The sequence below is a fragment of the Kocuria sp. 2SI genome (assembly GCF_005502825.1).
Lineage (GTDB): Bacteria > Actinomycetota > Actinomycetes > Actinomycetales > Micrococcaceae > Kocuria > Kocuria palustris.
Window position 1 is genome coordinate 1 of record NZ_SCNB01000033.1, and the last position, 15,755, is coordinate 15,755.

Sequence of the window (15,755 nt, forward strand, 5' to 3'; positions counted from 1 at the left end):
TCGCCCGCGGCTTCCGTAACTTCGACAACTACCGGTTACGGGCCCTGCTCGCCGCAGGCGGTCATCGCCCCTGGCGGAAGACCGCTACCCACACTCAGCTGTGAAGGCCCTGACTACTTGCCTGCGAAGCTCACGAAAGGGGCGAATCGCACTGATTGGCGATGCAGCCCATGCCACGACATCGCTCTCCGGTCGGGGGTTCTCCATGTCCCTTGAAGATATCGAGGTGCTTAATAGACGAATGCGCGAAGTTGCGGAAAGCGGAGCCCCTGCCGCCCTGAGCGCGTACGAGCAAGAACGCCTCCCTGCGGTCCAAGAACTTGTTCGCACAGACCGACGACTTCGACGCCTTATCGAAAGATGAAACAATAGTCACCTCCCATTCGGTAGACAACGGGCGACCATTCCCCGGCGTCACCCACACGCAAAGGTGTCCGATCGGTCAAAATTCACGTCTGCCATGGTTCGATATGAAATCACCGGTGAATATGTCCGCAAGGCCACCGGGAGTGATCGGCTTCGGTGGCTGGCACTCCGAAAAAGCAAGCTGGCATTGCGGAACACTTAGGGCGAGTGAACAACTGTGAGATGCGACGGTATCGCCCCCCGGGAACAGCGCTGTCAGATACTATGAGATGACTGGTCTTGTGGTCATGTCGGGAGGAGGTCGAGGCGTGCAGGTCGAGAGCTTCAGCACGGACGATGTGGCCTTCTACCGCCGGATCGACTACTGGCAGGACGTCGTCACCGGCTCGTTCGCGCGCTGCGCGGTCCGCGTGAGCAACACTGACGAGACGTTCTATGGACGTATGGTCACCGGCAACCTGGGGCCGGTGACGTTCTCCCTCGCGGAGTACCAAGCCAGCAGCGGGTACGAGATCACCCGTACCTCCCGGCACGTCCGCCAAGAGGAGACCGATGACTTCCTCCTTCAACTCCATCTCGGCGGCGGCAAGATCGGACTCAGCCAGAAGGACAGGGAGTCGACGATCGAGCGCCCTGGAGACTTCAGCGTGCTCGATGACTCCATCCCCTCGACCTTGTACTGCCCGCCCGACTCCTCAGCTCGCGCTGTCACCGCGTCGATGTCACGGAGCCTCCTCGTCGAGAAGGTGCCGCATCTCCGCGATATCACCGCAGTCCACATCGACGGACAATCCGGCACCGGACAGCTCTTGTCATCCATGGTCGTCGGTCTTGCCTCCAATTTGGAGACCGGATGGCTCAGCGGCACGTCCGCCGCCCGGCTGTCTGGTGCCTTCATCGATGTACTCTCGGTGGCACTCCTGGAAGCGCAGGGCGGCACGGAGCCGCCACCGGAGACGTATGCGGCTGGGCTTCTGGAATCAATCTATCGGTTCGTGGAAAAGAACCTTTCACGCTCGGACCTGACCGTGCAACTCGTCGCTGATGCACATCACATCTCCCTCCGCTACCTCCACCGGCTGTTCGAGAAGGAAGACACTACTCTGGGGGAATGGATTCGCAATCGCCGTCTTGAAAGTGCGAGCCGGCAACTGATCGATCCTGCCTATCGGCACATACCCGTGAGCAAGATCGGTGCAAACTGGGGATTCCCAGACCCCAGCGCTTTCTCCCGAGCATTCCGGACGCGCTTCGAAATGCCGCCCCGCGACTACCGCACAAGCTTCCTCCCAGACGCCTAAATCACCCATAGGGTCCCTGCTACTTCTTTCGCAGGAAGGTTCCCTTTGGCGGATCTGCGAGTCCGATGCTGTTGATGCGCGTTGCGTGCACGCACGCTGCCGGTTCTCGCATCGATCACGATCCCTCTGACTACGCGGAGCGACGCTGTAGGCAGTGTGCGCGGGCGCGCAGTACTTCCCATGTCAAGTCTCTGGCACATGATGACAAGCCAGAGGCTCCCTGCCGTTCGTAGCGTGAGAGTCATGCGGTATCAGGTGGCAGACGATGCCCGATCCCACCGCGAGACCTCTGACACGGCAGGAGCACATTGTGGACACCAAAGCGGTCGACCCGGACGTTATTCTCGGCGACCGGCGCAATGAACTTGACGCGCTGGACGTGCAGCTTCTGGACGTCCTGCGGCGACGCATCGAGTGCTGCGTGAGCATCGCAGAGCTCAAACGAGAACATGACATCCCCATGATGCAGCCGGGCCGGGTGGGTGTCGTGCACCAGAGGGCCGAAGCCTTCGGCCGGGAGCACGGCATCAACACGGACTTCCTGCGCAGCCTCTACGAGGTGATCATCACCGAGACCTGCCGCGTCGAAGACCTCATCATTGACGACGCCCCCGCCACGGACGACGGCACCGCGTCGAGGTAGCACCGCCGATGAGAACACTACTGATCGACAACTTCGACTCGTTCACCTACAACCTCCGCGATCTCGCCCACCGCGTGTTCGGAACTGAGCCAGTCGTCGTCACCAACGACGCCGACTGGAGTGACATCGCTCTCGACGACTACGACGGCATCATCGTCTCGCCCGGCCCGGGCCGCCCCCAGCACTCTGTGGACCTGGGAATCTCGCGCCGTGCTTTCGAACAGGACCGGCTGCCCGTGCTGGGCGTCTGCCTCGGCCATCAGGCCCTGTCATTCGCCTCGGGGGCAACCGTGGATCTCGCACCCGAGCCCATGCACGGCAGGGTCACCAGCGTGCACCACTACGACACCGACCTCTTCCACGGGGTGCCGCAGGGGTTCCGGGCGGTGCGCTACCACTCACTGGCAGTCACCGATGTGCCCGCCGACATCGAACCGACCGCGTGGACCCCTGACGGAGTGGTCATGGCGGTCCGGCACAAGACCCGGCCGTACTGGGGCATCCAGTTCCACCCCGAGTCGGCGCTGACCGAATGGGGCGAAGCGATGCTGATGAACTTCCAGGAACTCGTGCACGCCCACCCCCGGACCCACACAACCGAGCACGCCGGCCAGGTTCGCCGTCGGCGCCTGCGCGTGGAATGGCAGCGAATCAACGGCGAGCCCGACACGCAACGCTTGTTCGAGGATCTCTACGCTGCTCGCGAGACGAGCTTCTGGCTCGATAGCTCGACCACCGACCCGGTCTCCAAGCGCTTGACGATCATGGGCGATGCCACCGGACCGCTCGCCGAGATCCTGCAGTACGACGTCACCGCCAGACAGTGGCGCGTTCGCGGCGAAGACGGTGAACGTACCGTCAACCAGGACTTCTACACCTACCTGCGATCCCAGTTGCACCAGCGCGCGATTCCCGCAGTCGACGACCTTCCGTTCGACTTCAATCTCGGCTATGTCGGGGCTCTCGGCTACGAGCTCAAAGACGAGACCGTCGGAACACCCGCCCATCGCTCACCCCACCCCGATGCGGCACTGCTCTTCGCCGACCGCGCTGTCGTCATCGACCATCGCGAGTGCTACACCTACCTGCTCGCCCTCGTCGACGACAGCCGACCGAGCACGCGGATTGCCGCCGCTGACTGGCTGTCCCAGACGACCGAGACCGTCCGTGATGCCGTCGCGGAGGCTGAGGACCGCCCGGCTGAGGCGCCGAACACACCGATCCTGACAGAGCCGGCCGGGCTCGAGTTCGAGCTCGACCAAGACCGTGCCGCCTATCTGGAGAGCATCCAGACGTGTCTGGAGAAGATCCGCGACGGCGAGTCCTACGAGATCTGCCTGACGAACATGGCCGAAGCCGGACCCCTGGCCGATGCGTATGCTGCCTACCGCGCCCTGCGGCAGACGAGCCCCGTGCCGTTCGGCGCCTTCCTGCGACTCGGGGACCTCGCCATCCTCAGCGCCTCACCCGAACGATTCCTCCGGGTCGGCGTCGACCACCAGGTCGAAGCGAAACCCATCAAGGGCACCCGACCCCGCGGCAACACCCCGGGTGATGACCAAGAGCTGCGCAAAGACCTGTCCACCAACGGCAAAGACCGTGCCGAGAACCTGATGATCGTTGACCTGCTCCGCAACGACCTCAACCGGGTCTGCACCGTCGGCAGTGTCCGCGCCGACGACATCTTCACCGTCGAGACCTTCTCCCACGTCCACCAGCTCGTCAGCACCATCACCGGCACGCTGCGGCCCGAGCTGACCGCCGTGGACTGCGTGCAGGCTACCTTCCCCGGCGGCTCCATGACCGGTGCACCCAAAATCCGCACGATGGAGATCATCAGCAGCCTCGAACACCGCGCTCGCGGCTTCTACTCCGGGGCCATCGGCTGGTTCTCCCTCAGCGGTGCGGCCGACCTGAGCATCACCATCCGCACCCTCGTCGCCGACCGCACCTCCACCACGTTCGGAGTCGGAGGCGCCATCGTCGCCCAATCGGATCCGGTAGACGAATTCGAGGAAACCCTCGTGAAAGCCAGCGCCCTCCTCTCCGCTCTCGAATCGAAAGTCACCAACGCATGAGCACGACACCCACCCGGCGCCCACCGCGGTCGAAGCAGGCGGTTATCGTCGGTTTCGGACCCGTCGGCCAGATGATCGCGAGCATCCTCGCCCCACACGACTGGCGCATCCACGCCCTCGACACTCGACCCCGTGACAGCTTCGACGATGACGGGGTCCTCAGCACTCTGGAGCAGTATCTCCAGGTCGACGCCCGACAGCCGACGCCCGCTGCCGCCGCGGCGTTGACGGGCTGCTCGCTGGCCGTTCTCGCCGTGCCCGAGGAATCCGCCCTCGCGACGCTGGAAGCACTCGCCCCGCTCCTGCCCGCCAACGCGCTCCTCGTCGAGACGCTCTCCCGCAAAGACCGGCTCCGTGCCCAGCTCGCGGCGGCGGTGCCCGAGAACGCGATGCTCAGCATCAACCCGCTATTCCATCCCGGCCTCGGGCTCCGCGGCAACAGCGTCGCGGTCGTCGACCCCATCGCGCATCCGGCCATCACCAGGTTCCTGGACTGCATCGAGACCGCCGGCGGCCGCGTCGTCCCACTGACCGCCCGCGAGCACGACGAGGAGCTCGTGGCCGTCCAAGCCCTCACACACAGTGCACTCCTGGCCTTCGCGGCCAGCCTGCCGCACATCGCTGCCGACGTCGACCGCTGCCTGGAGTTCGCGCCCCCACCAACCCGCCTGTTGATGGCCCTGGCCGCTCGCGTGACATCAGGATCACCCGAGACCTACTGGGACATCCAAGGCGCAGCCGCCGGGAGGCCTCCGGCACGAGCCACCCTGGCGCAAGCACTGGCTCGGCTCGACGCGGACCTCGAGCAGGGCTCACCCGACGAATTCGCCCAGTCCCTGGCGGAGAACCGGGCATGGTTCAGCAGCCACCTCGAACCTCTCGCCGACCTCGCTCAGACCACTCTCGCCCCCACCATCGACACCACCGCGCAGCAGTCTGAACCCATCGACGCACAGACCTCGACCGCACCGCCATCGAAGGAGACTCCCGATGTCCACGACGACCACTAACCGGAGGAACGTCTACGAACGACGCTCCGCCTGGACGACCGACATGTACGACCAGGCCGCCCAGGCGGGCATCACGAACCACAGCGTCCGTGAGCGCACACCGAACGGTGTGGTCCTCGACGACGGGAAGACCTACACCGAGTTCGTCTCCTGCTCCTACCTCGGCCTCGAATCCCACCCCCGCCTCATCCACGCAGCCCAGGACTCGATCCGGAAAGTCGGAGTGCACCTGTCGGCCTCGCGCAACAGCATGCACACCACCGACCTCGGCAATCTCGAAGAGGCGCTGACGACAATGTACGGCGGATCCCGCGCCATCGTGTTCAACTCCGTCAGCAGCGTCCACCTGGGCGTGCTGCCTCTGCTGGGCACCGGGCTGTTGCCCAGCTACCCGATCGCCAGCAACGGCCCGGAGTTCCTCTTCGACCGCACCGCACACGCGTCCATGCAGAGCCTGCGCGGCATCCTCGACCAGATCGGCCCGACCAATCGCTTCGACAGCACGGATCTGAGCACTCTCGAACCCCTGCTGGCCGAAGCGAAGAACGCCTCCCGCAGCCCGATCATCCTCGTCGACGGCGTCGGCTCGATGGGAGGCCTCATCGACGTCGCCACCCTGGCCAGCCTCGCAGCAGAGCACGGCGGTTACGTCTACATCGACGACGCGCACGGCACCTCGATCGACGGTCGCCTCGGAACCGGATACGCCTACACCGCCCTGTCCGGGAACATCATCGGCGAAGTCCTCCTCGTCGGCTCCCTCTCCAAGGCCTTCGGCGGCTCCGGCGGATTCGTCCTCGTCGACACCGACGCCGACGCCACGGTCATCCGCCGCGAGGCCAACCCCCTCGTGTTCGGCCACGCCAACATGGCACCCCACACCGCCGTCAACGCCGAATCCGCGCGCATGCACCTGGACGGGTCGGTCGAGAAGCTGCAGACCACCCTGTGGGACAACGTCGCTCACTTCGACAACGCCACCGGCCACCAGGGCGTCAACGCCGGCTCCCGGTCCCCGATCCGAGGAATCACCTTCGACAGCGAACAGGCCACCCTCGACGCCGGCATCGCGTTGAAGGAGGCCGGAGTCCTGTGCTTCCCCGTGTTCTACCCGATCGTCGCCCACGGCACCGGGCTGCTGAGATTCGCACTGTCCGCACGGCACACCCCGACCCAGATCGACCACCTCGCCGCCCACGTCACCGACACCCCCTAACTCACCAGGAGAACCCATGACCACGCAGACATTCGACGCCATCGTCGTCGGCAACGGAGCCATCGGCAGCTCTCTGGCCGTCGAACTCGCCGACCGCGGCCTCACGGTCGCGCTGATCGGTCCCGAGAACAGGCAGTACGCGGCATCGACCGCTGCCGGAGCCATGCTCGGCTGCTTCGGTGAAGTCACTGCCGACCTCATCAGCGACGAGCCCGGCCGCACGAAGTTCGCCCTCGATCTGAAAGCCAAAGAACTCTGGTCCGACTGGGTCGAGAAGATCTCCGACCACTCACCCCTGGACGGCACCGACCTGTTCACCGCCTCGGGCACCACCGTCATCCTCAACACCGTCGGCACCCGCGAGATCGACACCGAGAACTTCTCCGCCATCCAGCGCACCCTGCAGGAGAACAACGAGCCCTTCGACACCGTCGACGTCGACGACATCGGCTGGGTCGACGCCGACCCGAACTCTCGTCCCCTTGAAGCGATCCACATTCCCGGCGAGCACGCAGTCGACTCCGGCCGCCTCCTAGCACGCCTCGAAGGCGCCGCCGCCGCCCGAGGCGCCACCCTCATCCACGAACGAGCTGTGAGCCTGCGCGAAGAGCAAGGCCGCATCCGCGCCGTGGTCCTGGACAACGGCGACGTGATCGAAGCCGGCCAGGTCGTGCTCGCCGCCGGCGTGGGCTCGCAGGCACTCATCGACTCCGTGCCCAGCCTCGGCGCCACCATCCCACGTCTGGTCGCCGGCTACGGCGTCTCCGCGGTGATGACCACCCATGATGGCACCCAGCCGCAGTCCGTGATCCGGACCCCGAACCGCGCGTTCGCCTGCGGCCTCCACGTCGTGCCACGCGGCCTGGGACAGGTCTACGTCGGGGCGACCAACATCATCAACCCGACCGTGATGACCGAACCCGTCCTGCGGGACCTGGAATTCGTCCTCGGGTGCGCACATCGTCAGATCCGCCGGAACCTCTGGTCGAGCAGCGTGCGACGCATCAACGTCGGCAACCGGCCCGTTTCCCTCGACGGGTTCCCCCTGCTGGGCGAGACCCCCGTCCAAGGGCTGTGGATGACCACCGGAACCTACCGCGACGGCCTGTTCCTCTCCCCGCTGATCGCCCAGGAGTTCGCCGACCGCCTCACCGGTGGCCGTGGCGAAGCAGACCTGTCGCTGTTCACCCCCGAACGCGCGCCAGTACAGCGGGCCGGAGGCCGGCCCCGCGTCATCGACACCACCGTCCAGCACATGCTCGCCACCGGCTACGAGCACCACTGGACGATCCCCACGGACTGGCAGGAATACCTCGAAGCCGACCTCCAGCCCATCTACCAGAACTGGGCCGATCAGATCGACGACGACTTCACACCACCGCCCGAGCTGGTCGCCTCCTCGCGCCTGCACCCGCAGATGGTGCAATGGCTTCGCGACTACTACGACGCCACCCGCGAGAAGTTCGGCGCCCCGGATCGCGCACCGGCCCCCACCCGGGCAGAACTCACCCGGACAGCGACGCGGCAGCTGCACACGGCGAACGTCCCCACCCCCGCCGCCGACGCCCAGGCACTGGCCGAGCACGCCTTCGGAACCATCGACGACATGAAAGTACCGGCGGCGGCAGAACGTGAGCAGTTCCTCGACCTCGTAGCCCGGCGCACCAACCGGGAACCGGTGGAGTACCTGACCGGCCACGTCCGCGTTCTCGGACTCGATCTCACCGTCCGTCCGGACGTGTTCATCCCACGCGTGCACTCCGAAGCCATGGTCGAGGCCGCAATCGAGAACCTTTCCACGCCCGCACCCACGGTCGTCGATCTGTGCACCGGGACCGGAGCGATCGCCCTGGCAGTCGCGACCCGGCTGCCCCAGGCGCGCGTGATCGGAGCCGACGTGTCCGAGTCCGCCGTGGCCTGCGCCCAAGAGAACGCTGACCGCCTGGAGAGCGTCGATGCTGAGCGGGTCGAGTTCCTCCAGGCCGACATCGGCAGCGAAAGCTTCGCCGATCACCTGTCCGGCACGACGGATCTCGTCACCGCGAACCCGCCCTACGTTCCCACGGACCTGCACATGCCCAGCGAATGGTCGGTGTACCAGCCGAAGACGGCGCTGTACTCAGGAGCGGACGGCCTCGACCTCACCCGCCTCGTGGCACGCACCGCGCACCGGCTCCTGCGCCCGGGAGGCACGTTCGCCCTCGAGCACTACGACGCAGCGCTCGACGAGATCCTCACGATCCTCGCCGACGCCGGCTTCGAACGGATCGCCAGTCACCGTGACCACGACAAGCTCCCGCGATTCATCCTCGCGGTCAAGGAGAGTTGATGGACGCACTCATCAGCCGACGTGGATTCGTCCAGGGCGGCGTCGCTGTCGCAGCCACCGCCGCTCTGCTCGAACCCGGCGCCCTCGCGCCCCGCGCGCATGCCGGAGGAACAGGCGGGCCGGGCGCCCCCGTCAGCACGGCCACGAACATCACGCTGAGCACCAATCCCGGCAGTGACGTCACGATCATCGACGTCGGTAACGTGCTGTGGCGCCTGCCAGCCGGAGGCGGGCAGGCGCAGCGTCTCACCGACGATATCGAAGACGCCACCTGGCCGAGCCTGACCCCGGATGGACGCACCGTTGTGTTCCAGTCATTCCGGCACGGCACCTACGATCTGTGCGCGCTCGACCTTCGCACCGGCGCCGTCTCACGCCTGACCAGGGGAGCTGAGGACGACCAGGACCCCCACGTCTCGCCCAACGGCAAAGAGATCATGTTCATCTCCGACGCCGGAGGCACCAGCGCCGTTTACCGCATCGGCGTGCAAGGCGGTGATCGGAGCGTCCTCATCGGAGCCGACGACGAACGGTCCTACCACTCGCCGCGGTGGCATCCCGACGGCCAGCACGTCGTCTATGTCGCCGACGACACCCACATCGAACGGCTCCACATCACGACCGGCAGCACGGACACACTCCACTCTGTCGACGAGGGCCACACGATCCGGGGCCTGTCGTACTCGCCATCCGGAAAGCTGATCTACGTCGTCTCGAACACCCCGCAAGCCTGGCTCGAACACGCCGGGCAACGCCTGAGCGACCCTGCGGACGAAGAGCCCGCACCGCTGCCGGCGGCGTGGCTGTCGGAGACGGAGTTCATGTACGCGACCAGCGGGGAGATCCGCCGGCGCACACTCGACGGCACCAATGCGAGTGCCGTGCCGTTCGAGGTCGCCCTGTCCGCTGCCGCCGCTCCTGCGGCGATCGAGCCCCGCCTGGACCTGGAAGCACACGGTCCAGCACTGGGGCTGACCGGGGCGGCGCTATCCCCGCACGGTGACCAGCTCTGTTTTCGCGCGCTCAACGCCTTGTGGCTCACCGATGGCTCCGGTGACACCGCCGTGATCGCAGACGACGGCTACTTCAACGCCGATCCCGCCTGGGAACCCGACGGATCCGCGATCATCTACACCAGTGACCGCAACGGGGTCGTCAACCTGTGGCGCCACGTCCTCGCCGACGGCACGCACACGCAGTTGACGTTCGAGAAGAACGGTGCGCTTCTGCCGTCGGTGTCACCAGACGGCGCATCGGTGGTGTTCCACGATGAGGCCGGCGGCACGCACCGGCTCGAGCTCTCCTCCGGCACGGTCACGGAGCTGCTCACCGGACACGAGACACCGGGAAAGGCGACGTGGTCGCCGGACTCCACGAAGATCGCGATGGCCGTGCACCGACCATCTTCCGAACGCTCAGACAGCGGCCTCAACGAGATTCTCGTCCTCGACCTCACCAGCGGTGAGACGTTCACCCAGCCGTTCTCACCGGGCCTGTCGATCGCGACACGCAACCACGATGGACCCGTCTGGGCTTCCGATGGAACGGCACTCTTCGCGGTCTGCGAAAGCAAACTGCACCGCGCCCCGATCGACGCGTCCGGGCGAATCACCGCCGAAGCCACTGTCGCCTCAGATGCGATCGCCGACGGCGTGACCACCTCCGCGTCGGGAGAAGTCGCGTTCCTGTCACTGGGGACGTTCCATCTGCTCGGCGCCTCCACCGACGTCCGGCCTGCCCTCGACTACACCCGGAAGGCACGACCCGAGCGGTTCACGCTGCGTGCCGGACGACTCTGGAACGGGGTGGACGACGCCTATCAGCACAACGTCGACCTCACAATCGACAACGGCACCATCACCGACATCCGGCCAGCCGACGAAGCCCAGACAGCGGACGTCGACGCCTCGTCGTACACGCTGATGCCGGGGTTGATCGACATGCACAACCACTGGCACATGCGAGGCCGGGCCTGGGGAAACCGGCAAGGCCGCCTCTGGCTCGCCTACGGGGTGACCACCAGCCGCTCGGCCGGCGATCTCGCCTACGAAGCCCGCGAGACACGCGAAGCCACCCACGCCGGCACCGGCGTCGGACCGCGATTCCTCAACAACGGCGAGCCTCTCGACGGCAACCGGTGCTCGTTCGGATTCATGCGGTGCGTGACCTCGGCCGACCAGGTCGACCGGGAGATCGAACGCATCCTCGCCCTCGGCTACAGCTGCGTGAAGTCCTACCAGCGCCTCCCCGTCTCCCTTGAGCGCCGGCTCGTCGACGGCCTCGCGGCCCACGGGATCCCCGTCATCTCCCACTACGTCTACCCAGCAGTCGCCTCGGGCCTGCACGGCATGGAGCACACCGGTGGCGGGAACCGGCTCGGCTACTCCCGCACGCTCAGCGCCGCGAAAGGACTCACCGCCGCCGACACCGTGTCCCTGCTCTCGGGGGGAGACTTCTGGGTGTCCTCGACACTGCTATTCGCCGCGGAAGTCCATGCGGACTCCCGCGACCTGGTCGACGACGAACGCACCCGCGTGCTGTACCCGTGGTGGGACTACCAACGACTCCGAGACAGGGCCGAGCAAGCTGCCACGGACCCCGACCCCATCAACGTGGCATGGACCCGCGGCGACGTGGACCTGTTGCGGTCGGTGCACGAGGCCGGGGGCCTCGTGGTGCTCGGCACCGACGCACCTCTGGACGACCTCGGAGTCAGCATCCACACCAACCTCAGAGCCCTCGTCCGCCACGGCTTCACCCCGGTGGACGCGCTGCGCACCGGAACCGTCAACGCGGCCAAAGCCCTCGGAGCCAGCGAACTCCTCGGCCAACTCACCGTCGGGGCACATGCCGACATGCTCATCATTGACGGCGACCCCCTGACCGATATCGCCGATGCAGCCAGGATTCGAGACGTGTTCGTCGACGGCCACCATCACCGAATCTCGGATCTGCTCGCCCCCTACCGCGACCCCTCGGATGCCTCCGGCAGCGTCGCACTGACCATGACCGCACACACGTGCTGCAGAAGGAGAAAGTAATGTTCCACTTCGATCAGCCCATCACCACGTCCCGCCTCATCATCAGACCCTTCACACCGGCCGACGAAGACGACATGTTCGACTTCGAATCCCGCGACGACGTCGCCCGGTACCTCTTCAACGAGCCCCGCACGCGCGAAGACAACGCCGAAGAACTGGCCAAGCGGGTGACCCAGACCACGCTCGAGAAGGACGGGGACACCCTCCTGCTGGCCGTCGAATACCACGGCACCGTCATCGGCTACGTGCTGCTCACGCTCTTGAGCCAGGACAACTCCCAAGGCGAATTCGGGTACGTCTTCCATCCGGAACACCAGGGCAAAGGACTCGCCTCAGAAGCGGCGGTGGAAATGCTCCGTCTGGGATTCGAGACGCTGAACCTGCACCGCATCATCGGACGCTGTGACCCGAGGAACGACGCCTCCGCCCGGCTCATGGAACGACTCGGCCTGCGGAAGGAAGCTCACTTCCGCGAGCTGGAGATCTTCAAGGGTGAATGGGGCGACGAATTCACCTTCGCGATGCTCAAGAACGAATGGGACCAAAGAAAGCACACCGGATGAATCACGACAACACCCACACACGACACGAGGCCCTCGACTCGGCTTCCACTGCCGCGGAAACCCGCGCCCGACGCGGCCGATGGATCGTCCTCACCGCCGTCTCCCTGGGCCTGCTCCTGGCGACGATCGACACCTCGATCCTCTACATCGCCGTCCCAGTCCTCGAGGACGCCCTTGGGGCGAGCACAAGCGAGTCCTTGTGGATCATCAACATGTACCCGCTGGTCATGACCGGCTTGCTCCTGGGCACCGGCACATTGGGAGACCGCTACGGCCACAAGCGGGTGTTCCTCCTCGGGATCGCCTTGTTCGGGTTGGCCTCGCTCGTCGCTGCATTCTCACCGACGCCGGGCGTCCTCATCTTCTCCCGCGCCCTGCTCGCCGTCGGAGCAGCCCTCATGCTCCCGGCAACCCTCGCCATCATCCGCATCACCTTCGACGATGAACGCGAACGCAACATCGCCATCGCGGTCTGGTCGAGCGTGTCCATCGGTGGAATCGCCTTTGGGCCTCTCGTCGGTGGACTCCTGCTCGAGTGGTTCTGGTGGGGATCGGTCTTCCTGATCAACGTGCCGATCGTGATCGTCACGTTCATCCTCACCGCGATCTTCGCCCCGAAAGCCGTTGAAGAATCCGCCGTCCCATGGGACCTGGTCTCTTCCATCTGGGCGCTCGTGGGACTGACGGGGCTCGTCGCTGCGATCAAGGAAATCGCCTCCACCTCGCCCTCTGTCACCATCATCGCAATCTCTCTTCTCGCCGCCGTGGTCGGCTTCGCGTTGTTCGTCACCCGCCAGCGCCGCCTGGACACGCCGCTGCTGGACTTCGCCATCTTCCGCAACGCCGCCGTGTCCGCCGGTGTCCTCGCCGCCGGGCTGAGCACCTTCGTCTTCGCCGGCATCGGAGCGGTGACCTCGCTCTACTTCCAGACTGCCGCCGGATACACCCCCCTCCAGGCCGGGTTACTCGTGGGCTGCATCGCCGTCGGCGCGACGATCACCTCCCTGGCCAGCGGTTCACTCCTGACTCGCATCGGGCCGCGAGCGATGCTCCTGGTCGCCACCGTCCTGGCAGGGATCGGATACGGGCTCGCGACGCTGACGCTCAACGCCCACATCACCTGGTTGGGACTCAGCCTCTTCGTCGCCGGCACTGGCATCGGCGTGCTGATCACGGTGGCATCCTCGACGATCATCACCAACGTCGCCCCAGAACGGGCCGGCATGGCCTCCGCCGTCGAGGAAGTCTCCTACGAGTTCGGCAGCCTCCTTTCGGTGACCATTCTGGGCAGCGTCTACACCACCATCACCGCGCTCTCGGCATCCGGTACCGACGGCTACCGCGCTGTACTCCTGATCGTCATCGGAGCATGTGCGCTCGCCCTGGCCGGGCTGGCCGTGCTTCTGCGCAGGGCTCCCGCTCTCAAGGCCTCACCCCATTAAGCGCTCACCGGCGGTGGGGAGCACCACCAGTGGTGCACCCCACCGCCGCCCCGACTGCGACATCACCAGAGAAGAAGGACAGACCATGACCCTACGGCTCTTCACGTCGGAATCGGTGACCGAAGGCCACCCGGACAAGATCTGCGACCAGATCAGCGACAGCATCCTTGACGCACTCATCACCCAGGACGCCCATTCACGCACCGCCGTAGAAACGCTCGTCACCACCGGCCTGGTCCACGTTGCCGGGGAGATCCGCACCAGCGGATACGCGGACATCGCCGCCATCGCCCGCCACGTCATCAACGACATCGGCTACACCTCCAGCGAGATGGGCTTCGACGGAGACTCCTGCGGCGTGACCGTATCGATCGGGGAACAATCACCCGAGATCGGTGACGGCGTCAGCAGCTCCGAAGAAGCCCGCGACGGCACCGCGTCCCATCTTTACGACCAGCAAGGCGCAGGAGACCAGGGCATCATGTTCGGCTACGCCACGAACGAGACCCCCGAACTGATGCCCATGGCGATCCGGACCGCACACCGGTTGGCCGAGCGCCTCACCAGCGTGCGCAAATCAGGACAACTGCCGTTCCTGCGCCCCGATGGCAAGACCCAGATCACGCTCGGCTACGACGGCGCTGTACCCTGCACCGTCGACACTGTCGTGGTCTCCACCCAGCATCAACCCGACGTGACGCAGCACCAAATCCGTGAGGCTCTCGACGACGCCGTCATCCGACCCGTCGTCGAAGAGACCGGGCTGGACCTCACACCCATGAAACTGCACGTGAACCCCTCCGGCAGCTTCGTCATGGGCGGTCCGAAGGCCGACGCAGGGTTGACCGGGCGCAAGATCATCATCGACACCTACGGTGGAGCCGCGCGGCACGGCGGCGGCGCCTTCAGCGGGAAGGACCCATCCAAAGTCGACCGCTCCGCGGCCTACGCGATGCGATGGGTGGCGAAGAACATCGTCGCCGCCGGTCTCGCCGATCGCGCTGAAGTCCAGGTCGCCTACGCCATCGGCAAAGCCAACCCCGTAGGGCTTTACGTCGAAACTTTCGGTACCGGCACCGTCGAGGACCAGGCGATCGTGCGCGCCGTCCGGGAGGTCTTCGACCTCCGGCCCGGAGCCATCATCCGCGACCTCAAGTTGCTGCGACCGACCTACGCCCGCACCGCCGCGTACGGGCATTTCGGCCGGGAGCTGCCCGAGTTCACCTGGGAGCGCACCGACCGTGTCGAGGACCTGCGCGCCGCCGCCCAGTAGGCGAACCCTCACCGAAGGAGCTGTCATGAAGCGATTCGACGGACGCACCGTCATCATCACCGGCGCCAGCGGAGGCATCGGAGCCGCAACCGCCCGCAGACTGCACCACGAGGGCGCAGCCCTCGTCCTGGCCAGCAGAAACCACGAGAAACTCCAGGCTCTGGCCGAGAGCCTCGACCGGGACCGCACGGTGCTCGTGCCCGGGGATCTGAGCAATCCCGGCACGTGCACGAACCTCATCGCGGAAGCACACAATGCATTCGGGCGGATCGACGGGCTCGTCAACAACGCCGGAGTCGCGTGGGAAGGCAGCATCCTGGATGAATCGTTCTGGGAAGACTGGCAAGAAGCATTCGCGATCAACACCGAAGCGGTCATTCATGGGCCTTGACCCTGAATCTTGGACACGGTGTCATTTCGGTTATGCCGCTTCCGGGAGTGTAGCGGAGGCGGCGGCTTCGTAGGCGTTCGGAGCGATGTTGCCGATCGCGCA

At 65.8% G+C, this 15,755-nt stretch carries 12 protein-coding genes; all 12 read left to right on the plus strand.

All coding sequences use genetic code 11. The annotated features are described in order from the left end of the window. The first annotated feature begins 100 nt into the window (after positions 1 to 100). The 12 genes from FFS25_RS14190 (at position 101) to FFS25_RS12720 (ending at position 15,653) form a co-directional block, all read left to right on the plus strand. The gene (locus FFS25_RS14190; protein WP_171004211.1) at positions 101 to 364 is read left to right on the plus strand and encodes an FAD-dependent monooxygenase; all 264 of its coding nucleotides are present in this window, start codon (positions 101 to 103) and stop codon (positions 362 to 364) included. Between the two features lie 310 nt (positions 365 to 674). Further along, positions 675 to 1,667, plus strand: coding sequence for a helix-turn-helix domain-containing protein (locus FFS25_RS12670; RefSeq protein ID WP_171004212.1), 993 nt, complete (start codon positions 675 to 677; stop codon positions 1,665 to 1,667). A gap of 265 nt (positions 1,668 to 1,932) precedes the next feature. After that, positions 1,933 to 2,310, plus strand: coding sequence for a chorismate mutase family protein (locus FFS25_RS12675; protein ID WP_137803174.1), 378 nt, complete (start codon positions 1,933 to 1,935; stop codon positions 2,308 to 2,310). An 8-nt stretch (positions 2,311 to 2,318) separates the two neighbouring features. Further along, positions 2,319 to 4,388 (plus strand): aminodeoxychorismate synthase component I, encoded by a 2,070-nt coding sequence (pabB, locus tag FFS25_RS12680; RefSeq protein ID WP_137803175.1) that lies wholly within the window; start codon positions 2,319 to 2,321, stop codon positions 4,386 to 4,388. Then, entirely contained in the window at positions 4,385 to 5,398 is a 1,014-nt protein-coding gene (locus FFS25_RS12685) for a prephenate dehydrogenase dimerization domain-containing protein (RefSeq protein WP_137803176.1), read from the plus strand. Before pabB ends, FFS25_RS12685 begins: the two co-directional genes overlap by 4 nt. After that, complete coding sequence (locus tag FFS25_RS12690; RefSeq protein ID WP_137803177.1) at positions 5,379 to 6,614, plus strand: aminotransferase class I/II-fold pyridoxal phosphate-dependent enzyme; 1,236 nt, start codon at positions 5,379 to 5,381, stop codon at positions 6,612 to 6,614. The genes FFS25_RS12685 and FFS25_RS12690 overlap by 20 nt, the downstream gene beginning before the upstream one ends. A 16-nt stretch (positions 6,615 to 6,630) precedes the next feature. After that, positions 6,631 to 8,943: a peptide chain release factor N(5)-glutamine methyltransferase gene (gene prmC / locus FFS25_RS12695; protein WP_137803178.1), complete on the plus strand. Its 2,313-nt coding sequence runs from the start codon at positions 6,631 to 6,633 to the stop codon at positions 8,941 to 8,943. Continuing rightward, the gene (locus FFS25_RS12700; RefSeq protein ID WP_137803179.1) at positions 8,943 to 11,984 is read left to right on the plus strand and encodes an amidohydrolase family protein; all 3,042 of its coding nucleotides are present in this window, start codon (positions 8,943 to 8,945) and stop codon (positions 11,982 to 11,984) included. The genes prmC and FFS25_RS12700 overlap by 1 nt, the downstream gene beginning before the upstream one ends. Further along, the gene (locus FFS25_RS12705) at positions 11,984 to 12,547 is read left to right on the plus strand and encodes a GNAT family N-acetyltransferase (RefSeq protein ID WP_137803180.1); all 564 of its coding nucleotides are present in this window, start codon (positions 11,984 to 11,986) and stop codon (positions 12,545 to 12,547) included. Before FFS25_RS12700 ends, FFS25_RS12705 begins: the two co-directional genes overlap by 1 nt. Then, on the plus strand, positions 12,544 to 13,989 hold the full coding sequence (locus FFS25_RS12710; RefSeq protein WP_171004213.1) for an MFS transporter: 1,446 nt from the start codon (positions 12,544 to 12,546) through the stop codon (positions 13,987 to 13,989). Before FFS25_RS12705 ends, FFS25_RS12710 begins: the two co-directional genes overlap by 4 nt. An 85-nt stretch (positions 13,990 to 14,074) precedes the next feature. Beyond that, positions 14,075 to 15,262 (plus strand): methionine adenosyltransferase, encoded by a 1,188-nt coding sequence (metK, locus tag FFS25_RS12715; protein ID WP_137803182.1) that lies wholly within the window; start codon positions 14,075 to 14,077, stop codon positions 15,260 to 15,262. Positions 15,263 to 15,287: 25 nt separating this feature from the next. Further along, positions 15,288 to 15,653, plus strand: coding sequence for an SDR family NAD(P)-dependent oxidoreductase (locus FFS25_RS12720; RefSeq protein ID WP_137803183.1), 366 nt, complete (start codon positions 15,288 to 15,290; stop codon positions 15,651 to 15,653). Positions 15,654 to 15,755 lie beyond the last annotated feature (102 nt).